We start from the raw sequence: 24,727 nt of genomic DNA, 5'->3' as shown, positions 1-24,727 counted from the left end.
CGTGAGGCCATAGACTGGGCAGCAAGCACGGGAGGCTATGACAGTTCGACCGTGCAGGATGTGATGCTGAGGTCGGTGGAAAAGCGCTTCGGCGACAGGCTGCCCGACACAGCGGTGCAGTGGCTGACGGACAACGGTTCAGCATATACCGCGCATGAAACGCGGAGGTTCGCCAAAGAGCTGAATCTGGAGCCATGTACAACAGCGGTGAGCAGCCCGCAGAGCAATGGCATGGCCGAACGGTTCGTGAAGACGATGAAGGAAGACTATATCGCGTTCATGCCGAAACCGGATGTGAGAACAGCCCTGCGAAACCTTGCAGCGGCGTTCACGCATTACAATGAAAATCACCCGCATAGTGCGCTGGGATATCACTCTCCGAGAGAATACCGGCGGCAGCGGGCATCGTTAACTTAAGATACAAAAGCTGTCCGGAAATGGCGGGTCAAGATCACTTTTTCCCCAATTCCTAGAGGTGCACCCTGTTACAAAACAGAGGAAAACTCTTAATAAAATTCCAATTGCAGATCTTTGATCTGCAAAGTTGATCTATGTGAGCAATATGTTCTATCATCGCTTTGTAAAGATACCTTGTGGTAACTATCACCACTGTCCAACAAAGGGAATGATATGGCAGATTCCAGCTTCCAGAATGAAGTGCCAAAAGCACGTGTCAACATCCAGCTTGACCTGCACACGGGTTCCGCCCAAAAGAAAGTCGAGTTGCCCTTAAAACTTCTCGCGTTGGGAGACTTCAGTAACGGCAAAGAAACCCTCCCGCTTTCTGAACGCAGTAAGTTAAATATTTCCAAAAACAACTTTAATAGCGTTCTGTCCGAGCTTAACCCAGAGGTCAGCATTGATGTTGCTAACACCCTGAGAGGTGATGGTTCTGAAGAAAATATCAAACTCAGCTTTTCTGAAATGAAAGATTTCGAGCCTGAAGCAATAGCAAAGCAAATTCCTCAACTTCGTGCCATGTTAGCCATGCGCAATCTCCTTAGAGACCTAAAGTCTAACCTCCTGGATAACGCCGAGTTCCGCAGATCTCTTGAAACCATACTGAAAGACCCGGCTCTGAGCGAAGAATTAAGACAAGAGCTGAATGCCCTTGCACCCGCCGAATAACAGCAAAATGTTTTTTTAATGGATTAACAGAGAGGATGCTGATGTCTGTGAATACTGAAACACAATCGGTGCAGGGGAACACTACTGTACTTGAGAATAACCCAGACAGCGTGTATGCCTCGCTGTTTGAAAAAATTAATCTGAATCCAGTTTCTCGCCTGGGTGACATTACTGAATATCAAGACGACAGCGTCATGGCCGATGCCTCGGCAGATGAGCGAGTGACCGCAGCCATTCAGGTTTTTATGCAGGTTATTTCAAAATCAGGCCAAAAAGTTGAGAAGCTTGATAAATCATTGCTTGATTCGCATATCGCAGAGCTTGATTATCAAATCAGTCGCCAGCTCGATGAAGTTATGCACCACCCGGAGTTTCAACGCGTAGAATCACTCTGGCGCGGGCTTAAGCACACGGTTGATCGCACAGATTTCCGCCAGAATGTAAAAATAGAAATACTTGATGTTTCTAAAGACGATCTGCGTCAGGATTTTGAAGACGCTCCGGAGATTATCCAGAGCGGTCTTTATCACCATACTTATTCGATGGAATACGATCAACCGGGCGGAGAGCCCATTGCCGCAATCATTTCGTCGTATGAGTTCGATTCCTCCGCTCAGGATGTAGCGTTACTCCGTAATATATCAAAAGTTTCAGCTGCCGCTCATATGCCGTTTATTGGTTCTGTAGGACCAAAATTCTTCCATAAATCCAGCATGGAAGAAGTCGCGGCCATCAAAGACATCGGTAACTATTTTGACAGAGCTGAATATATCAAATGGAAAGCGTTCCGTGACTCTGAGGACTCCCGCTACATTGGGCTGACTATGCCACGTGTGTTGGGCCGTTTGCCGTATGGTCCGGATACCGTCCCGGTGCGCAGTTTCAATTATGTGGAGGAAGTGAAGGGACCTGATCACGAGAAGTATTTATGGACGAATGCATCCTTTGCCTTTGCTGCCAATATGGTGAAAAGTTTTATCAATAATGGCTGGTGCGTCCAGATTCGTGGCCCTCAGGCTGGCGGTGCAGTTCAGGATCTGCCTATCCATCTGTACGACCTCGGTACCGGTAATCAGGTAAAAATCCCGTCCGAAGTGATGATACCGGAAACCCGTGAGTTTGAATTCTCGAATCTGGGATTCATTCCGCTAAGCTATTATAAAAACAGAGATTATTCCTGTTTCTTTAGCGCAAACTCCGCCCAGAAGCCTGCGTTGTACGACACTGCGGATGCGACCGCCAACAGCCGCATCAATTCCCGTCTGCCATACATCTTCCTGTTGTCACGTATCGCGCACTACCTGAAGCTCATCCAGCGTGAAAATATCGGTACCACCAAAGACCGTCGCCTGCTTGAGCTGGAGCTCAATACCTGGGTGAAAGGTCTGGTGACCGAGATGACCGATCCGGGCGATGATCTCCAGGCTTCACACCCGCTTCGCGATGCCAAAGTCATCGTTGAAGACATCGAGGATACAAGGTTATGCTCTTAGCCTGATAGAGTTGAATTTCTCAGAGCCACGTGCCTCAGACCTATTCTACTATCCTGAATACTGGTTCAAAATTGATTCAATGTCTGACGTCAATTTAACTAATGATGAGATTTTGGGGTATTTAATGAAAAAATCAGGCCGTTGGTTACCAGACGCACCCGAAATTGATTTGCCTTATCCATTACCAGCATAGAGTGTGGAAAAAAATCAATATGGACCGAAAATCACCTTCATTATATGAAATTCTTACTGGCAACTTTACAGGAGATCTTCCCCTTGAAGTTGTAAACGAAGAAGACCCGGTCATTTTATCTGTACTGGATAACATCCAGCGAATTTTGAACGCCCGGGCCGGTACCGTATCCCATCTACCAGATTATGGTTTGCCGGATATGACCAAAATTCTGCAAGGCATGCCCGGGACAGCCCACGAGCTGATCGAAATGCTGGCCGGTGTCCTGCTCAAGTATGAACCTCGTTTGCAGTCACTCAATGTGACCCTACTTGAACAGCAAGTACCAGGTGAGTTGCGTTACGCCATCGATGCGGAACTGAGAGGTATTGGACTTGTACGGTATGGGACCGAGTTTATGCCAGAGGGAAAAGTGATGATCAGGCACTTGAAACAACAGCAGCATCTGGAAAACCATCAATTTATCTAATCAACTCATACCCTCATTCGATACGGATTTCACAATGTCCTACACTACCGAACGCCATCTTAAGACTGGAAACGATCCGCGCTCAATGCCTGATTATTCATCATTACGTGAAGAACTAGCTAAACTCACCCATCCTGCCCGTCCGGATGTGAACTGGGGGAATGTTGAAAAACTGGCGTTAAACCTTTTCGATATCAATGGGGTCGAGCTTCAGACGGCGGCGTGGTATACCTTGGCAAGGGCACAACAGGCAGGTATACAGGGTTTCAATGAAGGTATGGCGATTCTGGATGCCCTGATACGCTATCAATGGTCAGCAATGTGGCCCGCTTCTGCACATGCCAGAATAGAAATACTCAGCAGCCTGAGTAAGCGTCTTCAGCAGCTGTTCCGGACTTTATCCCTCCATAGGGCGGATTTACTAGGCCTGAACCAGGGAATAAGGCTTTTGAGCTCAACTGGTGAAGCCTTGCAACGGCTCGAACTGCACAGAGCAAGTGGTTTTGAGCCGCTTCGTCAGATGCTGCAAAACACAATTATCAGGCTGGAAAATAGTGATGTCACGTCAAGCCAGACGGATAGCAATCTAACTGACGTAGCACTACCGGTTAAGGCAGAAAGGCAGAATAGTCAGCGCTGGGTATATGTGGTGAATTCTGAACCAGCAGTTGAAGTTGAAGTAATCAGAAAATCAGCCTCAAGGGTCACTCCATTAGTGGCTTATTTCGGCGGTATTTTAACAGCTGCCGTACTGGGCATAGTCACCTATATTTTCACGCCAATAGTATTCAGCCACCCCGGAGAAGATGCGTTGAACAACTCTCTCGCAGCTTTACCGACCAGCATGCCTCTTCCGGCTGTCGATCAGCTACGCCAGGACGCTCCGACGTGGCTTGAATCCAGTGATACCTACGCCAAACAATTAACTTCCCGTCTGAACGAACTGAGCACTCTTTCACCGTATTGGCCATTGCAATACGGTAATCAGTTGGTAGAACAAACTCGCCATCTTTACCCTAACGCCAAATTTGCAGAGGAGTTGTCGGCGGACTGGCGATCAAAGCTGCAAGCCAACAGTTTGCCCAATGCCACCATCTCAGGTTGGTACAGGGGAGTATCTGAGCTTCAGACGCTTCAGGACAGACTTAATCAACTCGATGAGAAGAAGGGCAAATACCTGACCGTTAGTGAGCTTAAAACGGCTGTGTTCTCTATATCAAAGTCCTTAAACGAAAGCGTGCCAGTTGAAGAATTAATCCGGCAACTGCAAAATTCCCCGCAGGATCAACCGCTGTCCCGAGACCTGCTCAACCGGGCAGATCTACAGCTCAGGCAACTGAATAACTCCTACATCATGGCCACGTCAAACAACCAAAAATAGATTTTGGGTTAGACATACCAGGTAATGATGAAGACGCGCCGGTTTGGCTTCATACACCTCATCCCTACCTACTTCGAAACTCGAAACTTGACCTCATTTCGCCGGTTCGCCAACAACCAATTTCATGATAATCTCCGGCCTTAAAATTTTCCTTAACAGTCGTGGAGAAAGTATTGACTGAGCTAACTACTAAGCGCCCTGATACTGAACTAGCTCATCTCGCCTGGTGCATCATCGTAGCGGTAAAGCTTGCACGGAAAGAGGGAAGATCTCTCACGTCTCTTCAAACACACATGTTCATAATGCAGTGGCTTTCAACAGCTCAGAAACGCAAGGTTTTTCCTAAATCTCTGGCGCCTGACATAATCTGGTTACAGGAACAAGGGAAACTGAAAGGGCCATCAGCACGGCTTTACAGCAAGGTGGAGTATATCTGGCTGGCAAGCTCTGGTGAGTTAGCCAATCAGAGCACGCTGTTTAGATTCACCTGCATGATTGACACGCTACGTTCAATGGGCTGGCAGGATCACCTATTATCCGATACCGAGTGGCAGGATGGTTGGAAATGCGGTACAGATGTATCGGCTGTGTATACACAGAAATCTCAACTCCATAGCTCATTTACAGAATCAGGAAATCTTATATTGCCACTTGAGGTGCGTGTAACTGGCGTTCCAGACGGGATATTTCCATTATTGGAGCAGTGCGGGCTCAAAACTGAGAAATTGCCTGTGAGTATGGGTTATACTGTCCTGATTTTACAGCCAGAGATTGATTTAAGTTCCGTGAAGCAAGATATCGTTGAATATTAATGGCCTGAGGATTCAGACCATTAATAATTTATCTTTAGCCCACAACTCGCTTAAACGGTCTCTGACTATCAAAGTGATAGTTAATCTTTGCCGTGTATTTTATAAAATCAATCTCAACACAGGAGGCGTTACCTATGACAGAAGATATGCAGCCACGATCTATTGAGACAAAATTCAGAAAACTTTTAGGGACAGTAAACCCACATTTAATTCTGATTGATGTAGCAGTAAAGGAACTCCTTTGCAAAGATGAATCTGGCCGCATTAACATTAATCGAATTGAAGACGTAACTAAAAAGCATAAAAATGCAAAACTAAAAGTTGCACATTTAGAGATTTACAAAACATCTCTCTACGTAACACAAAGTCACATTGCATTTATATATAGCTGCCTAGAATCATTTTTGAAAGACTACATTTCCTTGTCAAAAAAAATATATAGTGATGAACGGTCATTCAATATTGATAATGTAGACATACTACGTAGAGCAATTCACCATGCTCATGTGAACAAAATAAATGGTAAGATTACGCATCCTAAATTAAACCATAATGAGTTGTCAATTTACATAGATGAACTTGATTTAAAATTATTGGATTACTTTAGACTTGTTCGTAATATTAACGCACATAGCCGAGAAAACACTAATCTTTGGGAAGAAATGTTTTCAGAATCTGACTTAATTAAAATGCGTAAAAAATACAAGCATGAAGTTAATAAAGAAGCTGAATTAACAATACGTGATGTAATTCTGTATTCTCAGGTATGCCAACAGGTCGCCCACCATATCTGCCAAAAAATGTTGGACATTGAAAAAATCGCAAAATCACTTTGCATAAAATATAAACACCTTACTGGTCCTCGTAAAGACAATGCAATCACAAAGACATTAATCAACAATTACTTGCAAGATAAAGATGAGGTTGATAGAATCCGGAATGCATTTAATGGCTGGTTAGCTTAGTTGGTAGAGCTCCCTGGGTCCCTTCATAAGCAATTTTGAAGGGCCTTCCAATAGGTTTAGGTACTGAATCTATTGGAAGGGGATGTGAGGTTCGAGTCCTCGCCAGCCACCAATCTTTTCATGATCAAAACCTCTTCTTCGAACTAATACAAAACCTTTACATCTTCACCCGGTGACAAGCTGCTAATAGATCTGTAATGTTCAATGTGTGGCTCGCACGCCTCCGGTGACTTAGGCATAAGTTGCTGATGGGTCGAAAAGACGTTCGGAGACTGCCCTGTGGGCAAACTTATCATTGGCAGGGCTGATGGTGAGGGTTAAAGAGCGTTTCAGGAAACTCGGAACGTGGGAACAATACCGGTTATGTAAACCACGAACTGTCCAAGGCTGCGGCAGTATAAATACGCCAGATATTACGTGTCTGGGGCCCCAGATCATATCAGAGCATAAGCGATGAATATCGATCTGAAAATTGAGATAAAAGTGGATGTAGCGGCGGTCATTGTGTCCATTACTGGTCTTTTGACTCTTGTTACGAAGTACCTCGGCTATCTCTAAACAAATCCTGGGCGGTCATATGACTGCCCAGGTACTCAAACCCCACCTGACAATCGGACTTGTCCAGAGCATTAATTATCAGGAACAGCTTGCCAATGTGGTTATGTAAAAAACCAGGCATTTATCGTACCTCATTTTTCGGTTATAATAATTAATTGAAATTAACAATAGAATAATCCCGTAGGAAAGAATGAATAATAAAATACCTAACAATGTAATTGGCGCGGTGTCTTCAGTACTGGGTGAGCATTATTTTAGCCATTCAACTTTAAATTCACTGTTTATGGAATCGGGCGCACCTGGTGAGGTGCCTCTAGGAAACTGTGAGGCTTTGTTGAATAAATCGAACTTTTGCTGAGTTGAAGGATCAGATCACGCATCTTCCCGACAACGCAGACCGTTCCGTGGCAAAGCAAAAGTTCAAAATCACCAACTGGCCCACCTACAATAAAGCCCTCATCAACCGTGGCTCCATAACTTTCTGGCTGGATGATGAAGCTATTCAGGACTGGTATGAGTCGACAACGCCTTCATCACGGGGAAGACCTCAGCGCTATTCTGATCTCGCCATCACCACCGTTCTGGTCATTAAACGCGTGTTCAGGTTGACCCTGCGGGCTGCACAGGGTTTTATTGATTCCATTTTTACACTGATGAATGTTCCGTTGCGCTGCCCGGATTACACCAGTGTCAGCAAGCGCGCAAAGTCGGTTAATGTCAGTTTCAAAACGTTCACCCGGGGTGAAATCGCGCATCTGGTGATTGATTCCACCGGGCTGAAGGTCTTTGGTGAAGGCGAATGGAAAGTCAAAAAACACGGCAAAGAACGCCGTCGTATATGGCGAAAGTTGCATCTGGCAGTTGACAGCAACACACATGAAATCATCTGTGCAGACCTGTCGCTGAACAATGTGACGGACTCAGAAGCCTTCCCGGGTCTTATCCGGCAGACTCACAGAAAAATCAGGGCAGCATCGGCAGACGGCGCTTACGACACCCGGCTCTGTCACGATGAACTGCGGCGTAAGAAAATCAGCGCGCTTATCCCTCCCCGAAAAGGTGCGGGTTACTGGCCCGGTGAATATGCAGACCGTAACCGTGCAGTGGCTAATCAGCGAATGACCGGGAGTAATGCGCGGTGGAAATGGACAACAGATTACAACCGTCGCTCGATAGCGGAAACGGCGATGTACCGGGTAAAACAGCTGTTCGGGGGTTCACTGACGCTGCGTGACTACGATGGTCAGGTTGCGGAGGCTATGGCCCTGGTACGAGCGCTGAACAAAATGACGAAAGCAGGTATGCCTGAAAGCGTGCGTATTGCCTGAAAACACAACCCGCTACGGGGGAGACTTACCCGAAATCTGATTTATTCAACAAAGCCAAACTGTGAAACAAAATGCAGCAATTGGCTTAAAGCTTGCAATGAAGATGACTCAGTAGATGCAATTTCAGTACTGGGGATAATTATCCAAAAATATATGGATTTACCTCCAAATTCATTCTCTAGGGCAGGAGCTGGGTCTACAGTCGAAAGTGGACAAAAAAGAATAATTGATGCTTTATCCAAGAACCAATTAGTCTACAGACTCAATGGATTTATAACTAAGTCTGGGTCTACTCCGATTTCTAAGACGTTAGAGGATTATCTAAAGTCTGGTGACTATTCATCCATTGAAAATGAGTTTCTTCGTGCAGTGGAGAATATTCAAACCGATCCACATGCATCAGTCACTGCCGCATGCGCTATAATTGAATCTGCATTAAAATGCTACATAGAAAAATTCAATTTACCTATGCCACAAAAATTGAATGTTGCACCACTTTGGTCTGTCGTACAGCCAGACTTGGACCTTAATTCCGATCCCACTTTAGCGGGTGACCAGCACAAAATTTTAAAAGGAATTTCATCACTAATCGACGGTATTGGCGCATTCCGGTCACATATAGGGAGTGCTCATGGGCGTGGTCAAAATCCTCCGCAGATAGTAGTTGCCGAAGCTAGACTCGCAGTTAATGCATCTCATACTTTAGTTGTATTTATAATGGATGTTATCCATGCGAGTAAATTTTAATCATACTGGCACTTAGATTAACAATGGCCGGATTCATTGCTCTTAAATTTTAGTGTACCCAGTTCTTTGTAGCACTGATGGTCGATTCTACCGCTTTGAACTTGCCTCAAACAAACCAGGGTCTGCGACCGGGATTTATGTTCTGGACGTGTGCCTGAGCCTTATGGCTGGGCTATTTTATTAGGTTTTAGGTGCCTTCCTGCAATCACTCAAAACGCATTCATTAGTGCGTATTTCATGTAAAAATGAGCAACTTACCCTTATAAATCAATATGTCAATGCGGTTTTAAAGTGTCACCTATATTTGCAAGATAGAAGTGGCACTTTGCTAAAGATTGGAAGTCGTCTATTCACAAATCGCTGTCAATAAGTATTAATTTTTGTTGTTACATAACATTCGTTTATATGATTAATACTCTATCATCTTGTGAGTAACAAATTGGAGATATTGTCATATTATCAAATACAGCATGTGTGATAATACCTGGAGCCATCTTAGCTAGACTGCCTTCATAACCGCTTCCTTTTTTTTCTGCCCGGAGATATACATCACCTTTCTGAAATACATAGTGTGATTGTATCGAAACATTTGTTTGAGTATCATTAATCATTAGAATCATGGGTGAACTTTCAGAGCTTATTGCACCAATGCCAAATTCCATTTTTAGACATTTCATATTTTCAAGCTTATTTTTAATATCTGAGGTTGAAGGAAAAAAACCTTTGACCCCACTCTTAATTGATGTCGTGATCATTGTGCTATTTTTTTCAATATCGGATACAACCTGAGGTTGAAACAGAAAGTACATGTCAAACCCACATCTCTCCCAATCAGCCCCTAAGTTGGTCAAGTGGTCATTGATCATTTCTATGTTAGCTGTCGAACCCAACCGAATTACTAATTGTTTTAATGATTTTGAGTCGTCTGGGTCAGATAAGAGTTTGTCATTTGCTTCATCTATTTTATCGATGATATTCCTCTGTTCATTGAAGTGGTGCTTTGCAATGATAAGTATTGTATCGGAAGGACTAACTAGTCTGTTCTTATCAAACTCAGTTATTTCATGGAATCCAATACCTCCGCTTCCATTACTAAATGGGTAAAAACCATAATCTTTCATTTGAAATGCAATGAAAAAGCATATTTCTCTTGTAAGTTCATCTGTTAGGATATCATGCTCTAGTAGAATCGTTAATCTTCCAGACAACCTCCTAGCTTTAAGATGATTTTTGAACGTGGACCGAATTACTTCACTTCTTGTATTGAAGTCTTTTTCATGTTTGGTTATGTCATAATTTTTTATAGAGACCTTATGTCTAAATCCAGTTTCAAAATCAACTGTATAATCGTATATTTTAAATGATTTAGGACAAGGGGAAACTGTCCCGTTGCTTGTTGACAAAGACCCGATTATTATCATTTCGGTAAGCAAACCATGTGAACTATCAGTATCCTTCTTTATCTCTTTAGCAGTTCCATCAAGCCATTTCTTATTGTTAACACTCAAATTAATTATAGATTTCCCTAAAGAGTATAATTCAGATGTGGACAGGACATCCCGCCTGGCCCATAACTTTTGTAGTCTATGTCCTTCTTGTTTACTCAGCCATGCTAAACTAAAAAGATCTTCCACTGCCTGAATTGCATTGATGACCTCTTCTGAGGAAGTTGATTTAATCAAGTGCTCAATTGCACGGTTGAATTTATTATTCATAATCTAACCTTTTATAGCATATCCATTTAAAAATTAATTTTTTAAAGCTGTCTGAATTTATAGTTCATTATAAATCCGGGGCCATTCAAAGAATTAATTACTTCATTATGAAAGTTTATGAAACATTCTAAAATAAAGTGAAGCGAGCTTCTCTTAAAAATCAACTCATGCTCTCCATTTAACCTTTTTGTATCAATACATCCGCTTTCTGAAATTAACCGTTTTATGTTCCCATCCTTTAAAATATGATCACTTACATACCGATTGTTATGTGCACATAGGTTTCTTAATTTAACAATACAAGATATCAAGTTTCTTGATTCTGAATGAGTGATGGGAAGTAACTTTTTTAAAATTAAGTTACAACGTTCTAAGCCCTTTTGGTTAAAATCCGAAACTCTCCAAATTTGATCGTTGAATTTTAAAATCGCTTGTGTGAGTGATTCAATATTACACTCAAACATTCCAAACATTGTTAAAAATGCTGAGGCTCTAAGCCTGCTTGGCATTAAGGTAGCGTAATTTTCAACAACCTCGTCAAAATTATAACTTGCAAAACCTCGAAATTTATAATACTCATCACTACCAAAGTCGTGGTCGTAAGAGCATATTCTCGGGCCTGATTTTTCGAAGTCGCGCAAGGATTTATTGATTAGGGATTCGGTTTCTTCAATGAGGCCTTCCATTATCCAAAAACTTTGATAAATCCGATTTAGCGACACCTCCAACTCTGTCATTAGCAACGCCCTCTTTCGCTCCAGTTGTTAATATCCAACTATCCACTCAATTGCACCAGGAGTGCGAATCCAAGGCTTTATATTATTATTCACGTAATAAATGGCTTCATCCATTCCACCTAACGTGATAAATCCACTGTTAGATTTGGGCTGCAATCTGCACTTCGATAACAACCCCGGGATGTGTCTATTAGAATCAATTGCAGCTTTAGCGATATCATCAGCATCTTGGGATGACTGTCGGTAGGCGAGTAGGGCGCGTGTATACTGAAAGAACGGTCGCATATCCCTAGGATAATCGTCTAAAAGGAAGGCCAGATCATCCACCATTTCAAGCTCAAGGTAATAGTTCGCTAATAAATGACGAATCCCCTGGTTATCGTTTGGGTTGAGCTTAAGCATTTCGCGACAGTGAGCCATGGCCGGGTGGAAGTTACCTGACACCCACAAGGCATCAGCCAAAGCAGCTTTTGCTCTCATATATGGGCGTGTTTCGACACATCTCCAGAAACGGCCTGCGAATTCCTGAAAATCCTCGCCCAGAGCAATGCTGGCTGCGTACAAAGCCGTCTCCAGATTAACGATTTTTGACTCAGGAGGTTCTTGAGATATCTCGCAGTAGAATGAGTATGCGTCAGCACAGAGCGGGGATTTCTTGATAGCTTTTCTGATGAGTTTCAGCACAACGTCCAGGTCATCAGTTTCCCAGGCATCGAACATAAACTCCTGAGCCGCAGCCAGATCCAGCTGTAATTGCTCAGAACTGACAGCATTTTTATACAAATCAATGCGCTTTTTAGTCGGGAATTTAATCATCTCAAGTATCCTTTTGGGTGCTCACTGTTCCGGTACTTTGTAGCACTGATGGTCGATTCTACCGCTTTGAACTTGCCACAAACAAGCTCGGGTCTGCCAGAACGGGATTGATAGCCCGGAGCTGTTCCTGGACGCGCACCTGAGCCTTACGGCTGGGCGATTTTTTGCTTCGTTCCCGTTTGCCTTCGCTTTCCCGCTCATCCTGTTTTACCTGAGCCAGTCTGAGTACAGTCCCGAGACGTTTGTTATCGACAATCTGCCCCTGGTCGACACAGGCCAGCTTATCAAATGCCTGGCACTTGAGGATCCGGTGTCCATAGTGGAAGGCGAGGGTGCCATCGGGATAATCCAGTACTTTAATTTTTTCACCGGCAAGACGGCTATTTTCTTCTGTTGGGTCCATGAGATAAAGGATCTTATCGTACTGGAATGTCAGTGATTTCGACACGGTACGGACATCATGCCAGGCAAAGATGTCTCTTAACTCATCGGGGCTTTCCTGTACCGGACGATGCAAATCTTTGGGGAACTTTGGCGGACGCGAAAAACGACGGTTGAAGTCTTCGATGAAATTCGAAAGCCAGGCATTTGCGGCTTCAATGCCGGTAATGCCTTCAAGGCGCATTTCCTTGATCAGTCGATCCTGAAGTGTCTGATTAGCACGTTCCACGCGGCCTTTAGCTTCCGAGCTGTTGGCACAAATGAGCTCAATTGCCATGTCATAAAGCACACGTCCGAACTGGGTAACGGTGGTATTGCGGTTCTCCGGACCGCTGACACGAAATATTGCGTGTTTGTCACTGTACAGCGATACCGGCTTCCCATGCTGCTCAATGTATTCCCAGGTTGCCAGCATGTAATCAAAGGCTGTTTCTGACTCGCTGAACCGCAAATGCATCAGGCGGCCAGTAGCGTCATCTATAAATACAAGCAGGCAGCATTTCGGCGCACGACCTTCAAACCAGTCATGATGGGAGCCGTCTATCTGGACAAGCTCTCCGAGACAATCACGACGATGTCGGGGCTGATAAACCCGTGACTTGCGACGAGCATGCGGGACCCAGAGTCCGTCAGACGTCATCCAGTTGCGGACGGTCTCGATTGAAAGCCGGATATCATGGCGTTCCCTGAGTTTTTCAGCGGCCAGCGTGGGTCCAAAGTCACTGTAGTTTTCACGTATCAGTTTGAGGACGCGTAGTTTAAGCGATTCGGTCAACCGGCGGTTGCTTGGCTGGCCGCGTTTACGGCTGACAAGTCCTTCAGCACCAGAAACCCGGTAACGATTGATAAGCCGTTGCGCCTGACGTTCCGAGATGCCAAGCTGTGAAGCTGCATCGCGACGCCGTAGACGCTTTTCGCAAACTGCCTGTATTACCGGCAAACGGTGGATCTCTTTATCTGACATGGTGACCAACATCCGTTGAGTCCCTTAGAATTGCATTCAGTTTAGCTTACTCTAAGGTGACGTTTCTATCTGGATAAAAAGTGACATTACTAAATGGTCCTAACACATGTTTGTCAAGGCTAAGTTAAGATGTCCGGGGCAGGGCAAAGTTCAAATGTCCTCCAATACTCAGTAGATTGCAGAAGTAAATTCATGTGGAGACAGCCTATAACCTAATGGTAAAATTAGCTTTTAGCTGTTAGAAGAGGGATGCTATGGCTCTTACGGTGACTGCTGCGTTTAACGAGTTTCAGCGCAATATTGTAAATCTAGATAGCTCTCAGACTGATCGAGCCAGAGCCAGTAGAGATTGGTTATTGGGCAGAATGAACACTTTTCCAAATAATGATGTTTATTTCCCCATAATATACCCTGATATACATACAGGTTTTGGTTCCTTTGCTAGACGCACAAAAATTCGCCCTTTAGATGATATAGATCTTATGTTTGGTCTCGATGGTGATGATTGTGTATACAGCGAGAGTGATGGAAAAATAATAATCACTGCGCGTGAAGGAACCGTTCGTTTAAAATACTATAAGCATGATGGCACAAATTTTATTAACTCTAGAAAAATAATAAACAGTTTTATCTCAAGCCTAAATCAAATTCCGCAGTATGATAAGGCTGATGTAAAAAGAAATCAGGAAGCAGCTACTCTGAAGCTAAAATCCTATGACTGGAATTTTGATATAGTTCCTGCATTCATTACTACTCCAGATTCATTTGGCAAGACATATTATTTAATACCAGATGGGAATGGTCATTGGAAGAAGACAGATCCACGAATTGACAAGCAAAAAGTTACTGATCTTAATGTTAAACTCTCAGGAAACATGTTAAATGTCATTCGTGTAATAAAATATTGGCAAAAACGTCCCACCATGCCTTCAATGAGTAGTTACTTGTTAGAGACAATGCTACTTAACTACTTCAACGGTCGATCAGAATGTTATCAATGGGTCGATTTAGAGATTGTCAATGTTTTAGGTTACTTAGCCTCTGCTATATTTAGTCCGGTATACGATCACAAAGGCATACAAGGAAACATAAACAACCTTAGTTATGATGATAAATTAAAGATATCTATCCGCTGTTATCTTGACCAAGGAAAAGCAACGGAAGCCCGTAATTACGAAAGTCAAAATAACCACAGAGCGTCCATTAACAAATGGCAGGATGTTTTTGGTGTCAACTTCCCATCATACGGATGAAAAATGAGTCAAATATTTTTGCGCCAAAATGATAGTAAAAACATTGAGTTACTAATGGCAATGAGGCGGACTTACTCACAGGTTAAATTTGTTAACTGGGTAGTGTTTTTTCTTAGTGTCGTAATATCTGTCGCTATTGTAATATTTACTACAGTGATAAAGAAAATGGGGCTATTCCCTCATTTGACTATAGCTCCTTATCTCGGTTATTACGGTATAATCGTGTTGGTCATCACAATTATTTTTTCCACAATGATTTCCTCAATGAAAAAATGTGCAGCCACAATTCAGGAAATGTTTGACTGTGATGTCTTACACATTCCATGGAGTGAATTAAAAGTAGGGAAGCCGGTTGGCAGAGAAAATGTCTTTAAGGCTTCAAGGTATTACAAAAAAAGAAACAAAAATGATGAGTTTATTAACTGGTATCTAAATAAAGATTATCATGCTAATGAAAACATATTGGCATTATTATGTCATGCGAAAAATTTTGGCTGGGATAAGGCACAGCGCGATGTAATGAGTAAAATATATTTTATCACTATGTTACTTTCCTTTTTGGTACTTCTTGCATATGGTTTATGGTCTAAATCCTCGCTGGAAGATTTTTTGTTTTATATTGTTTTCATGCTCCCGTTTTTTAGACATGTGATAATGTTATACGTTGAAAACAACAAATCTATTAATCGAATTATGCGTGTTAAAGATTTTATTGAGAAAAAAATACAGAATATAAAGATAAGTGGCATTATAAACGATGACATCTTATCTCATGATTTAAGATCGATTCAGGATGAGGTTTATGCCCATCGATCGACCTCGAATCCTGTGCCCAATTGTCTCCACAGATTCATGCGGAAGAATAATGAGGCTATTTATGATGATTATTTTGAAGAGAACTTGAAAATTTTACCCCGATAGTTAATATACCCGGAGTTATCCTCCGGGTTTTCATATCTGTTTCTTACCAAATATTTCTTCAGATCGTGACTGAAGTTTTACAAGCGCATTGAACATATCGTCCTGATCCAAAGAACGCTGGGATTTTTTCGTCGTGGGGGCTTTGCGCCTGCGTGAAGGGCCGTCACCGGATGGCACTGATTGTGACCGGTTATTATCCCGTTCGGCCTGCACCAGTTGCGCCATTTCCAGCGCACGGCCAAGACGTTTATTGTCCACAATGGCACCCTGATCGATTTCAGATAGTTTGTCATAGGTAGAGTAGGGAAGTGATATGCCATTAAGCCGGAGCTCTTTATGTCCGTCAGGGTAATGCCAAACATCAATATATTTACCAATTGCCCGACGACTGAATTCGCTGTCTTCAATGAGATAAAGCACTTTGTCGTACTGCACCGTGAGTGATTTCGACACGCGGCGGGCTTCACGCCAAGTAAACACCATATCAAGATCATCATCGACATCCAGTTCCCGGTGAACATCGAACTCCTGGCGAGGCGCTTTTGAGAAACGTCGGTTGTAATCGTTCATGAACTCTTCGGCAAATGCGTTTGCAGCTTCCATGGTGCTGATGTCCTGAAGCCTGAGTTCCTTGACCAGTCTGTCCTGAAGGGTCTGATGCGCCCGCTCAACACGACCTTTTGCTGCGCTGGTTTCTGCACAGATGGTCTGAATGTTCAGTTCGTGCATCGCACGGCCAAACTGGGTATCGCCGTCGCCGCCGGTTGCATTTTTATTGTTGATCCTGAATACACTGGCTTTGTCGCTGTACAGTGCCAGCGGTTTACCATGTTTTTCGATATAACCACGTGTCGCTTCAAAGTAGGTGAAAGTAGACTCAGATTTCACGAAACGAAGCTGCATTAAGCGACTGGTTGCATCGTCTACGTAAACCAGTGCCGTACACTTAGGTCCCCGGTTTTCAAACCAGTGATGATCACAGCCGTCGATTTGTATGAGTTCACCGGCACAGGCACGACGGTAACGAGGCTGCTGAATTTTTGGCGCACGTTGCTTACGTGGGACCCACAGACTGGCCTGAGTCATCAGCTTACGCACAGTTTCTTTGGAAAGATGTACGCCATGAATCTCAGACAGCTTTTCACAGGCCAGCGTCGGGCCGAAATCGTTATAGCGTTCTCGAATAATATTGAGCGCGTAAGCAGCCAGTCCCTGAGGCAACTGATGGTTGCTTGCTTTACCACGGCGACGGCTGGTCATTCCAAGTGGACCATCTTCACGATAACGAGCAAGAAGACGGCGGCACTGACGGTCGGATATCCCAAGCCGCTGAGCTGCCACCTGTGTTGTCAGACGCCGGTCGATGACTTCCTGAATAATCTTGAGTCGGTTAACTTCATCCAAAGTGAAAAACTCCGCTGCGAGAGCCGTCATGGTAATCCTTACTTGATTATACACGCCGGACATCTTAACTTAGCCCAAGGCGGACATTACAACTTTGCTGTTACACATGTTTGTCAAAGCTAAGTAGAGATGTCCGGGGTGGGGCAAAGTTCAAATGTCCTTTGATAATATTGAATTCCTGGATAAAAATCGCATCTTAACCTCTTCGTTTGAGTACCTTGTTGGGTTGACCCCGTATTCGCTTTATTTGTAGTATTGGGCTGCTTTGAAGTGTTTCATGTTCAAACGCGACGTGTTCTGTAAGTTCTTCCTGACAACAGAGCCGACAATATATACACATCCGCTATGGAGAATCTGACAACCGCTATGCGTATTACGCCACCCTGAGTTTTTCCTTCCTCTGTCGTACTGAGCAAGCCTCAGCACGCACTCAATAACATCCCGTCTGCGGATGTGCTTTACCGTACGTAAAAATGTAGCCCTCCAGGGCTGACTGTATCTAAAAACTGAGAAATTACTATGTTGCTGTCCTCGACGCGTAAGGACTGGCTGGGTAACGTCCGTGGTGACGTTCTGGCCGGTATTGTTGTCGCGCTCGCACTCATTCCAGAAGCGATCGCCTTTTCCATTATCGCCGGTGTTGATCCCCAGGTGGGCCTCTACTCGGCGTTCTGTATTCCTCTCGTTATGGCCTTCTTTGGCGGACGTCCGGCGATGATTTCGTCCTCCACCGGTGCAATGGCTCTCCTGATGGTGACGCTGGTGAAAGATCATGGCTTACAGTATTTACTGGCTGCCTCCATACTGACCGGGGTATTCCAGCTGATAGCCGGATATCTGAAGCTTGGCGGGCTGATGCGTTTTGTTTCACGCTCAGTGGTCACGGGGTTTGTTAATGCACTGGCAATACTGATTTTTATGGCCCAGTTGCCTGAGCTGACCAATGTGACATGGCATGTTTATGCCATGACTGCGGCAGGGCTGGGGATCATCTATCTCTTCCCTTATATCAACAAAACCATTCCTTCACCGCTTGTGTGCATCGTGGTGCTGACTGGGATTGCCATGTGGCTGCATCTGGATGTGCGAACCGTCGGGGATATGGGGAAACTTCCCGACAGTCTGCCGGTCTTCCTGCTCCCGGACGTGCCTTTAAATCTTCAGACGCTGCTCATCATCCTGCCATATTCTGCGGGGCTTGCGGTGGTTGGCCTGCTTGAGTCGATGATGACCGCCACTATCGTGGATGACATGACCGACACGCCAAGCGACAAAAACAGGGAGTGCAAAGCTCAGGGCATCGCGAACATCTGCACATCCTTTATCGGAGGAATGGCAGGCTGCGCGATGATTGGGCAATCTGTTATCAACGTAAAATCCGGTGGACGCGGACGACTTTCAACCCTCACGGCGGGCGTGGTGCTGCTTTGCCTGATTGTGTTCCTGCGCAACTGGGTCTCCCAAATTCCGATGGCAGCGCTGGTCGCGGTGATGATTATGGTTTCCATCGGGACATTCTCCTGGCGCTCCATTGCCAACCTGCGGACACACCCCCTTTCAACCAGCGTGGTCATGCTTGCCACCGTCGCGGTTGTGGTGGCAACACATAATCTGGCCTTCGGTGTGCTGACCGGTGTACTGATTGCTTCGCTCAATTTTGCCACTAAAGTATCCCGGTTCATGCGTGTAACCTCAGTTCTGGAGGGGACGAGCCGGACGTATACCGTCACCGGCCAGGTATTCTTTGCATCAGCAGACCGCTTTACGAGCCACTTTGATTTCCGTGAAGCGATTGAGAATGTGGTGATAGACGTTTCACATGCCCATTTCTGGGACATCACGTCCGTCAGCGCCCTGGATAAGGTGGTCATTAAGTTCCGCAGAGAGGGCGCCGGGGTTGAAGTACGTGGGATGAATGAAGCCACCCGCACCATCGTTGACCGGTTTGGTGTTCACGATAAACCTGAAGAAGTCGAAAAACTGATGGGCGGTCATTAACAGACTGGAGGGAAAACTATGAATAATACTGTTACAGCCTGTGTGGACGGTTCACTTTCAACGCGGTCAGTGTGTGAATATGCGGCGTGGGCAGCCCGCACTTTGCAATCACAGCTAGCACTGTTGCACGTTATCGAAAAAGACAGCACCCCGGTAGTGTCAGACCTGACCGGCACTCTCGGCATAGACAGTCAGCAATTGCTGACCGATGAGCTGGTAGAAATTGAAGGGCAACGTAATCGCCTGCTGATGGCCCAGGGGAAAGCAATACTGGAAAGTTGTGCTGAACTGCTTCAAAAACAGGGAAGCCCGGATGTGCTTTTGATGCAAAAACACGGTACACCGGATGAAGTTCTGGCAGAGCTGAGCGACCTTCGTCTCATGGTGCTGGGGCGTCGGGGTAGCCAGCATCCGGTAGGCTCTCATCTGGAAAGCGTTATTCGTCTGCAAAAGAAACCCCTACTGGTTGTTCCGGAGAACTACTCAGTGCCTTCCAGAGTCATGCTGGCTTATGATGGCAGTGAAGAAAGCAGGAGTAACCTGGAACGTCTGACGATGAGTCCCTTACTCAGGGGGCTGGAGTGCCACCTTGTCATGGTAAACGGTAAGAAGGAAGAGCTGCTGACCGCACAGCAAATTTTACGTGACGCGGATATAGAAAACAGCACAACACATCTTACCGGGCAATCAGTCGGGGACGCGCTTATTCGTTACGCCGAGGAAAATGCTGTCGATCTGATAGTGATGGGGGCCTACGGTCATTCCAGGTTGCGGCAGTTCTTTATCGGTAGTCATACCTCCGAAATGCTGCAAAAGACGCAACAACCGCTTCTTATCCTCCGTTAGCACTGATTATCTTAAATAAAAAAGGGCGAGTTCTCTCGCCCTTCGTCACAAGAACACGTTTAGTTCAGCCGGTTACCTTTTTCATCAACTACCTTCTCACCGTCCTCTTTCGTGAACGCGCTTTTCTGCGCATCGGGAAGAATATCCAGCACGACTTCAGAAGGGCGGCATAGCCGGGTACCCAGCGGCGTTACCACGATAGGGCGATTGATCAGAACAGGGTGCTGCAACATAAAATCGATTAACTGCTCGTCAGTAAAGCGGTCTTCCGCCAGCCCTAACGCTTCAAAAGGTTCGACATTCTTACGCAGCAGCGCTCGTACCGTGATCCCCATATCCGCAATGAGTTTTACCAGCTCAGCTCGTGATGGTGGGGTTTCAAGATAATGAATAACGGTCGGCTCTGTACCGCTGTTGCGGATCATTTCAAGGGTATTGCGTGACGTGCCGCAGGCCGGGTTGTGATAAATGGTAATGTTGCTCATATCAGTATCTCATTACAAAGTGAAAGACAGACGAAGCGCCAGTGCTGCAAGCGTGACAAACAGCACGGGGATTGTCATGACAATGCCCACCCGGAAGTAATATCCCCAGGTAATTTTGATATTTTTCTGCGACAGAACGTGCAGCCACAGTAACGTTGCCAGACTGCCGATAGGGGTAATTTTTGGCCCCAGGTCGCTGCCGATGACGTTGGCGTAAATCATCGCTTCTTTGATAACACCGGTCGCTGTGCTGCCATCAATCGACAGCGCCCCGACCAGCACGGTCGGCATATTGTTCATCACTGATGACAGGAAGGCCGTCAGGAAGCCCGTACCCAGCGTTGCCGCCCACAATCCCTGCTCTGCCAGCTGATTCAGCAAGGAAGAGAGATAGTGGGTCAGACCGGCATTTCGTAAGCCGTAGACCACCAGGTACATCCCCAGCGAGAAGATAACGATTTGCCAGGGCGCACCACGCAGCACCTTACCGGTGTTAATGGCATGCCCTTTTTTCGCAACAGCAAACAGAAGCAATGCACCAGCGGCTGCGACCAAACTGACCGGTACGCCCAGCGGCTCCAGTCCGAAGAATCCCACCAGAAGCAACACCAGAACCAGCCAGCCGGTTTTAAAGGTATTCATATCACGTATAGCGTCTTTCGGTTCTTTCAACAGAGAAACGTCGTAAACGGCGGGAATGTCCTTACGGAAAAACAGATGCAGCATCACCAGCGTAGCCGCAATCGCGGCCAGGTTAACCGGGACCATCACGGCGGCATATTCTGAGAAACCAAGCTTAAAGAAATCCGCCGAGACGATATTCACCAGGTTTGAGACAATCAGTGGCAGGCTTGCCGTGTCAGCGATAAACCCTGCGGCCATGATAAACGCTAAGGTTGCCCCCCGGCTGAATCCCAGCGCCAGCAGCATCGCGATAACGATAGGTGTCAGGATCAGTGCCGCACCGTCGTTGGCAAACAGTGCCGCAACCATCGCACCAAGCAGGACGATCCAGGTGAAGAGCAGCCGCCCCCGGCCATTCCCCCAACGGGCAACGTGCAGCGCGGCCCATTCAAAGAAGCCGGATTCGTCGAGCAGAAGACTGATGATGATCACGGCGATAAAGGTGGCGGTCGCATTCCACACTATCTGCCAGACCACCGGAATATCCCCCAGATGAACGACGCCAGTCAGCAATGCCAGAATTGCGCCCAGTGAGGCACTCCAGCCAATCCCCAGCCCTCTGGGTTGCCAGATAACCAGGACGAGCGTGAATAAAAAGATAGCACCAGCCAGTAACATCAGAAACTCCATTCACATTTGTTTATTCGGATATATATATCGCCATCAGCAGGAGACAGATGCCACGCTACTGAGCTTGTTGCGTATGTTTTCTCGTTCACAGTTCCAGGCTGTATCAATAATACCCGCAGCCCATGCTGGCATGTGTGGCGACAGTCGGTAATGCACCCATTTTCCTTCGCGACGGTCGATGACCAGCTCGGCTTCACGTAAAAGGGCCATATGGCGAGAAATTTTTGGCTGAGACTCTGCGGTTGCCGCACAGATGTCACAGACGCACATTTCACCGGACTCCCTGAGAAGCATCACGATAGTTGAACGGGTCTCGTCGGCGAGCAGTTTAAAAAGCTGAACAGGCTGTAGCATGCTTAACCTCGTAAAAAAATAACAATACATATGGTATTTCATATGTGATAACTTTTAAAGCATAGCTTATGAAATGGAGATTTTTTATGACCGACTTACCAGCAATCGAACCGGCTTATTTTGATGATGCGCTTGCCAGCAAACTTACGGGCAACAACGAAACCATGCCGCGAATTCTCATCCTGTACGGTTCAGTACGAGAGCGGTCCTACAGTCGTTTTGCAGCGGAAGAGGCCGGGCGGTTGCTGGCAAAGATGGGGGCTGAGGTGAAAATATTTAACCCATCCGGTCTGCCGTTACCCGATGATGCGCCCGAAAGTCACCCCAAAGTGCTTGAACTCCGCGAGCTGGTCAGGTGGTGTGACGGAATGGTCTGGAGTTCTCCGGAAAGACATGGCGCCATGAGCTCGGTGATGAAGGCCCAGATTGACTGGATACCCCTGAGTGAAGGTGCTGTTCGTCCTTCCCAGGGTAAAACGCTGGCCGTCATGCAGGTTTGTGGTGGTTCACAGTCGTTTAACACGGTCAATCAGATGCGGATACTTGGCCGCTGGATGCGGATGTTCACCATCCCCAATCAGTCGTCAGTGCCAAAGGCATGGCAGGAATTTGATGATGAAGGGCGCATGAAACCCTCACCCTGGTATGACAGGATTGTCGACGTTACCGAAGAGTTGTTCAAAATGACGTTACTCCTGAAAGGGCACACAGCCTACCTGTCCGACCGCTACAGCGAAAGGAAAGAGAGTCATCAGGAGCTCGCGGCACGGGTCAATCAGGCCAAAATCTGACAGCCAGGCATGCCCGGATGGATTACCGGGCTTTAAATCGGTTTCTTTCCAAATATCTCTTCAGAGCGTGACTGAAGTTTCACCAGGGCATTGAACATATCGTCCTGATCAAGGGAGCGCTGAGATTTCTTCGTTGTGGGGGCTTTACGCCTGCGTGAAGGACCGTCGCCGGATGGAACGGACTGCGACCGGTTATTATCCCGCTCGGCCTGGACCAGCTGCGCCATTTCCAGGGCCCGCCCCAGACGTTTGTTGTCCACAATGGCCCCCTGATCGATTTCAGAAAGCTTGTCATAGGTGGAGTAGGGAAGTGACACGCCATTAAGCCGGAGCTCTTTATGTCCATCCGGGTAATGCCAGACATCGATGTATTTACCAATCGCCCGACGACTGAATTCGCTGTCTTCAATCAGATAAAGGACTTTGTCGTACTGCACTGTGAGTGATTTCGACACTTTACGAGCTTCACGCCAGTTAAATACCATATCAAGATCATCATCGACATCCAGTTCCCGATGAACATCAAACGCCTGGCGAGGCGCTTTTGCGAAACGACGGTTGTAATCGTTCATGAACTCTTCGGCAAATGCGTTCGCAGCTTCCATGGAACTGATACCCTGGAGCCTGAGCTCCTTGACCAGGCGGTCCTGAAGCGTTAGGTGCGCCCGTTCAACGCGGCCTTTGGCAGCACTGGTTTCTGCACAAATGGTCTGAATGTTCAGTTCATGCATCGCACGGCCAAACTGGGTATCGCCGTCGCCGCCGGTTGCGTTTTTATTGTTGATCCTGAATACACTGGCTTTGTCGCTGTACAGTGCCAGCGGCTTGCCATGTTTTTCAATATAGCCCCGGGTCGCTTCAAAATAGGTGAAAGTAGACTCAGATTTCACGAAAAGAAGCTGCATTAAACGACTGGTTGCGTCATCAACGTAAACCAGCGCCGTACACTTAGGTCCCCGGTTTTCAAACCAGTGGTGGTCGCAGCCGTCGATTTGTATGAGTTCACCGGCACAGGCACGGCGGAAACGCGGCTGCTGAATTTTTGGCGCACGTTGCTTACGTGGGACCCAAAGACTGGCCTGAGTCATCAGTTTACGGACGGTTTCTTTAGAAAGATGAACACCGTGAACCTCAGACAGCTTTTCACAGGCCAGTGTCGGACCGAAATCGTTGTAGCGCTCGCGAATAATATTCAGCGCGTATGCGGCCAGTCCCAGAGGCAGCTGATTGTTGCTGGATTTACCACGACGGCGGCTGGTCATGCCAAGCGGACCATCTTCACGATAACGCGCAAGCAGACGGCGGCACTGACGGTCGGAGATACCAAGCTGCTGAGCTGCCATCTGTGTTGTCAGACGCCGGTCGATGACGTCCTGAATGATCTTGAGTCTGTTAACTTCATCCAAAGTGAAAAACTCCGCTGCGAGAGCCGTCATGGTAATCCTTACTTGATTATACACGCCGGACATCTTAACTTAGCCATTATCGGACATTACAACTTTGCTACTACACATGTTTGTCAAGGCTCAATTGAAATGTCCGTTATCCAGCTCAATTAAAATGACCACTTTGATCTCTCATTCTCTTTACTGATAGACTTTCCTCCGACTGAAA

23 protein-coding genes and 1 tRNA gene are annotated in these 24,727 nt (G+C 46.1%); 15 read left to right on the top strand and 9 right to left on the bottom strand.

The window, feature by feature from the left end; translation table 11 throughout:
- The 10 genes from ACMWLG_RS23915 to ACMWLG_RS23870 all read left to right on the top strand — a co-directional run.
- A partial coding sequence (locus tag ACMWLG_RS23915; protein WP_414763043.1) for an integrase core domain-containing protein occupies positions 1 to 417 on the top strand: 417 nt, incomplete at its 5' end.
- Between the two features lie 213 nt (positions 418 to 630).
- On the top strand, positions 631 to 1,128 hold the full coding sequence (gene tssB / locus ACMWLG_RS23910) for a type VI secretion system contractile sheath small subunit (RefSeq protein ID WP_047748139.1): 498 nt from the start codon (positions 631 to 633) through the stop codon (positions 1,126 to 1,128).
- A gap of 35 nt (positions 1,129 to 1,163) precedes the next feature.
- Entirely contained in the window at positions 1,164 to 2,621 is a 1,458-nt protein-coding gene (tssC, locus tag ACMWLG_RS23905) for a type VI secretion system contractile sheath large subunit (protein ID WP_008786712.1), read from the top strand.
- Positions 2,622 to 2,833: 212 nt separating this feature from the next.
- Complete coding sequence (gene tssE, locus ACMWLG_RS23900) at positions 2,834 to 3,283, top strand: type VI secretion system baseplate subunit TssE (RefSeq protein WP_008786711.1); 450 nt, start codon at positions 2,834 to 2,836, stop codon at positions 3,281 to 3,283.
- 34 nt (positions 3,284 to 3,317) lie between these two features.
- Positions 3,318 to 4,664 carry a VasL domain-containing protein gene (locus tag ACMWLG_RS23895; protein ID WP_008786710.1) on the top strand — a complete coding sequence of 449 codons (1,347 nt, stop codon included), beginning with the start codon at positions 3,318 to 3,320 and terminating at the stop codon, positions 4,662 to 4,664.
- Positions 4,665 to 4,837: 173 nt separating this feature from the next.
- Complete coding sequence (locus tag ACMWLG_RS23890) at positions 4,838 to 5,476, top strand: DUF2913 family protein (RefSeq protein ID WP_008786709.1); 639 nt, start codon at positions 4,838 to 4,840, stop codon at positions 5,474 to 5,476.
- A gap of 134 nt (positions 5,477 to 5,610) precedes the next feature.
- Entirely contained in the window at positions 5,611 to 6,441 is an 831-nt protein-coding gene (locus tag ACMWLG_RS23885) for a hypothetical protein (RefSeq protein WP_008786708.1), read from the top strand.
- Positions 6,427 to 6,553 (top strand) — tRNA-OTHER (locus ACMWLG_RS23880). The genes ACMWLG_RS23885 and ACMWLG_RS23880 overlap by 15 nt, the downstream gene beginning before the upstream one ends.
- A gap of 805 nt (positions 6,554 to 7,358) precedes the next feature.
- Entirely contained in the window at positions 7,359 to 8,327 is a 969-nt protein-coding gene (locus ACMWLG_RS23875) for an IS5 family transposase (protein WP_160863459.1), read from the top strand.
- 153 nt (positions 8,328 to 8,480) lie between these two features.
- Positions 8,481 to 9,074 carry an abortive infection family protein gene (locus ACMWLG_RS23870; RefSeq protein ID WP_414763042.1) on the top strand — a complete coding sequence of 198 codons (594 nt, stop codon included), beginning with the start codon at positions 8,481 to 8,483 and terminating at the stop codon, positions 9,072 to 9,074.
- A 401-nt stretch (positions 9,075 to 9,475) separates the two neighbouring features.
- On the opposite strand, the gene ACMWLG_RS23865 is transcribed toward ACMWLG_RS23870, so the two are convergent.
- Genes ACMWLG_RS23865 through ACMWLG_RS23850 form a run of 4 tightly spaced genes read right to left on the bottom strand, consistent with a single transcriptional unit; the run spans position 9,476 to position 13,747 of the window.
- Complete coding sequence (locus ACMWLG_RS23865; RefSeq protein WP_008786706.1) at positions 9,476 to 10,789, bottom strand: hypothetical protein; 1,314 nt, start codon at positions 10,787 to 10,789, stop codon at positions 9,476 to 9,478.
- Between the two features lie 41 nt (positions 10,790 to 10,830).
- A complete protein-coding gene (locus ACMWLG_RS23860) occupies positions 10,831 to 11,526 on the bottom strand; it encodes a hypothetical protein (RefSeq protein WP_020996173.1) in 696 nt (231 codons plus the stop codon).
- A 27-nt stretch (positions 11,527 to 11,553) separates the two neighbouring features.
- Entirely contained in the window at positions 11,554 to 12,342 is a 789-nt protein-coding gene (locus ACMWLG_RS23855) for a tetratricopeptide repeat protein (protein ID WP_008786705.1), read from the bottom strand.
- Positions 12,343 to 12,400: 58 nt separating this feature from the next.
- On the bottom strand, positions 12,401 to 13,747 hold the full coding sequence (locus ACMWLG_RS23850; protein WP_080398136.1) for an ISNCY family transposase: 1,347 nt from the start codon (positions 13,745 to 13,747) through the stop codon (positions 12,401 to 12,403).
- A gap of 254 nt (positions 13,748 to 14,001) precedes the next feature.
- Here ACMWLG_RS23850 and ACMWLG_RS23845 point away from each other — a divergent pair, with 254 nt between their 5' ends.
- Positions 14,002 to 15,000, top strand: coding sequence for a hypothetical protein (locus ACMWLG_RS23845; protein WP_008786703.1), 999 nt, complete (start codon positions 14,002 to 14,004; stop codon positions 14,998 to 15,000).
- Between the two features lie 3 nt (positions 15,001 to 15,003).
- A complete protein-coding gene (locus ACMWLG_RS23840; RefSeq protein WP_008786702.1) occupies positions 15,004 to 15,921 on the top strand; it encodes an S-4TM family putative pore-forming effector in 918 nt (305 codons plus the stop codon).
- Between the two features lie 30 nt (positions 15,922 to 15,951).
- Here ACMWLG_RS23840 and ACMWLG_RS23835 read toward each other — a convergent pair whose 3' ends face one another.
- On the bottom strand, positions 15,952 to 17,355 hold the full coding sequence (locus ACMWLG_RS23835; protein ID WP_008786701.1) for an ISNCY family transposase: 1,404 nt from the start codon (positions 17,353 to 17,355) through the stop codon (positions 15,952 to 15,954).
- 489 nt (positions 17,356 to 17,844) lie between these two features.
- Here ACMWLG_RS23835 and ACMWLG_RS23830 point away from each other — a divergent pair, with 489 nt between their 5' ends.
- A complete protein-coding gene (locus ACMWLG_RS23830) occupies positions 17,845 to 19,323 on the top strand; it encodes a SulP family inorganic anion transporter (protein WP_054628790.1) in 1,479 nt (492 codons plus the stop codon).
- A gap of 18 nt (positions 19,324 to 19,341) precedes the next feature.
- On the top strand, positions 19,342 to 20,169 hold the full coding sequence (locus ACMWLG_RS23825) for a universal stress protein (RefSeq protein WP_001066652.1): 828 nt from the start codon (positions 19,342 to 19,344) through the stop codon (positions 20,167 to 20,169).
- A gap of 59 nt (positions 20,170 to 20,228) precedes the next feature.
- On the opposite strand, the gene arsC is transcribed toward ACMWLG_RS23825, so the two are convergent.
- Genes arsC through ACMWLG_RS23810 form a run of 3 tightly spaced genes read right to left on the bottom strand, consistent with a single transcriptional unit; the run spans position 20,229 to position 22,322 of the window.
- The gene (arsC, locus tag ACMWLG_RS23820; RefSeq protein WP_000065802.1) at positions 20,229 to 20,654 is read right to left on the bottom strand and encodes a glutaredoxin-dependent arsenate reductase; all 426 of its coding nucleotides are present in this window, start codon (positions 20,652 to 20,654) and stop codon (positions 20,229 to 20,231) included.
- Positions 20,655 to 20,666: 12 nt separating this feature from the next.
- The gene (locus ACMWLG_RS23815; protein WP_054628791.1) at positions 20,667 to 21,956 is read right to left on the bottom strand and encodes an arsenic transporter; all 1,290 of its coding nucleotides are present in this window, start codon (positions 21,954 to 21,956) and stop codon (positions 20,667 to 20,669) included.
- Between the two features lie 45 nt (positions 21,957 to 22,001).
- Positions 22,002 to 22,322 (bottom strand): transcriptional regulator, encoded by a 321-nt coding sequence (locus ACMWLG_RS23810; protein WP_000941305.1) that lies wholly within the window; start codon positions 22,320 to 22,322, stop codon positions 22,002 to 22,004.
- 86 nt (positions 22,323 to 22,408) lie between these two features.
- Between ACMWLG_RS23810 and arsH the strand changes: the two genes are divergently transcribed.
- Positions 22,409 to 23,113 carry an arsenical resistance protein ArsH gene (arsH, locus tag ACMWLG_RS23805; RefSeq protein WP_000130816.1) on the top strand — a complete coding sequence of 235 codons (705 nt, stop codon included), beginning with the start codon at positions 22,409 to 22,411 and terminating at the stop codon, positions 23,111 to 23,113.
- Between the two features lie 32 nt (positions 23,114 to 23,145).
- On the opposite strand, the gene ACMWLG_RS23800 is transcribed toward arsH, so the two are convergent.
- Entirely contained in the window at positions 23,146 to 24,549 is a 1,404-nt protein-coding gene (locus tag ACMWLG_RS23800; RefSeq protein ID WP_058687697.1) for an ISNCY family transposase, read from the bottom strand.
- Positions 24,550 to 24,727: the final 178 nt, after the last annotated feature.

The organism is Enterobacter sp. 01-M-02-SI-ECC (assembly GCF_047530595.1).
Lineage (GTDB): Bacteria > Pseudomonadota > Gammaproteobacteria > Enterobacterales > Enterobacteriaceae > Enterobacter > Enterobacter cloacae_M.
The sequence above is the reverse complement of the archived record's forward strand: the minus strand, read 5'-3'. Positions and strand labels throughout refer to the sequence as shown.

What these genes read in the sequence shown, in the direction of transcription:
- tssB (WP_047748139.1), top strand. Translation starts at nt 631, where the DNA reads ATGGCAGATTCCAGCTTCCAGAATGAAGTGCCAAAAGCACGTGTCAAC.
- tssE (WP_008786711.1), top strand. Translation starts at nt 2,834, where the DNA reads ATGGACCGAAAATCACCTTCATTATATGAAATTCTTACTGGCAACTTT.
- ACMWLG_RS23870 (WP_414763042.1), top strand. Translation starts at nt 8,481, where the DNA reads ATGGATTTACCTCCAAATTCATTCTCTAGGGCAGGAGCTGGGTCTACA.
- ACMWLG_RS23895 (WP_008786710.1), top strand. Translation starts at nt 3,318, where the DNA reads ATGTCCTACACTACCGAACGCCATCTTAAGACTGGAAACGATCCGCGC.
- ACMWLG_RS23830 (WP_054628790.1), top strand. Translation starts at nt 17,845, where the DNA reads ATGTTGCTGTCCTCGACGCGTAAGGACTGGCTGGGTAACGTCCGTGGT.
- ACMWLG_RS23815 (WP_054628791.1), bottom strand. Translation starts at nt 21,956, where the DNA reads ATGTTACTGGCTGGTGCTATCTTTTTATTCACGCTCGTCCTGGTTATC.
- ACMWLG_RS23825 (WP_001066652.1), top strand. Translation starts at nt 19,342, where the DNA reads ATGAATAATACTGTTACAGCCTGTGTGGACGGTTCACTTTCAACGCGG.
- ACMWLG_RS23845 (WP_008786703.1), top strand. Translation starts at nt 14,002, where the DNA reads ATGGCTCTTACGGTGACTGCTGCGTTTAACGAGTTTCAGCGCAATATT.
- ACMWLG_RS23855 (WP_008786705.1), bottom strand. Translation starts at nt 12,342, where the DNA reads ATGATTAAATTCCCGACTAAAAAGCGCATTGATTTGTATAAAAATGCT.
- ACMWLG_RS23810 (WP_000941305.1), bottom strand. Translation starts at nt 22,322, where the DNA reads ATGCTACAGCCTGTTCAGCTTTTTAAACTGCTCGCCGACGAGACCCGT.
- tssC (WP_008786712.1), top strand. Translation starts at nt 1,164, where the DNA reads ATGCTGATGTCTGTGAATACTGAAACACAATCGGTGCAGGGGAACACT.
- ACMWLG_RS23800 (WP_058687697.1), bottom strand. Translation starts at nt 24,549, where the DNA reads ATGACGGCTCTCGCAGCGGAGTTTTTCACTTTGGATGAAGTTAACAGA.
- arsH (WP_000130816.1), top strand. Translation starts at nt 22,409, where the DNA reads ATGACCGACTTACCAGCAATCGAACCGGCTTATTTTGATGATGCGCTT.
- arsC (WP_000065802.1), bottom strand. Translation starts at nt 20,654, where the DNA reads ATGAGCAACATTACCATTTATCACAACCCGGCCTGCGGCACGTCACGC.
- ACMWLG_RS23865 (WP_008786706.1), bottom strand. Translation starts at nt 10,789, where the DNA reads ATGAATAATAAATTCAACCGTGCAATTGAGCACTTGATTAAATCAACT.
- ACMWLG_RS23885 (WP_008786708.1), top strand. Translation starts at nt 5,611, where the DNA reads ATGACAGAAGATATGCAGCCACGATCTATTGAGACAAAATTCAGAAAA.
- ACMWLG_RS23840 (WP_008786702.1), top strand. Translation starts at nt 15,004, where the DNA reads ATGAGTCAAATATTTTTGCGCCAAAATGATAGTAAAAACATTGAGTTA.
- ACMWLG_RS23835 (WP_008786701.1), bottom strand. Translation starts at nt 17,355, where the DNA reads ATGACGGCTCTCGCAGCGGAGTTTTTCACTTTGGATGAAGTTAACCGA.
- ACMWLG_RS23860 (WP_020996173.1), bottom strand. Translation starts at nt 11,526, where the DNA reads ATGACAGAGTTGGAGGTGTCGCTAAATCGGATTTATCAAAGTTTTTGG.
- ACMWLG_RS23850 (WP_080398136.1), bottom strand. Translation starts at nt 13,747, where the DNA reads ATGTCAGATAAAGAGATCCACCGTTTGCCGGTAATACAGGCAGTTTGC.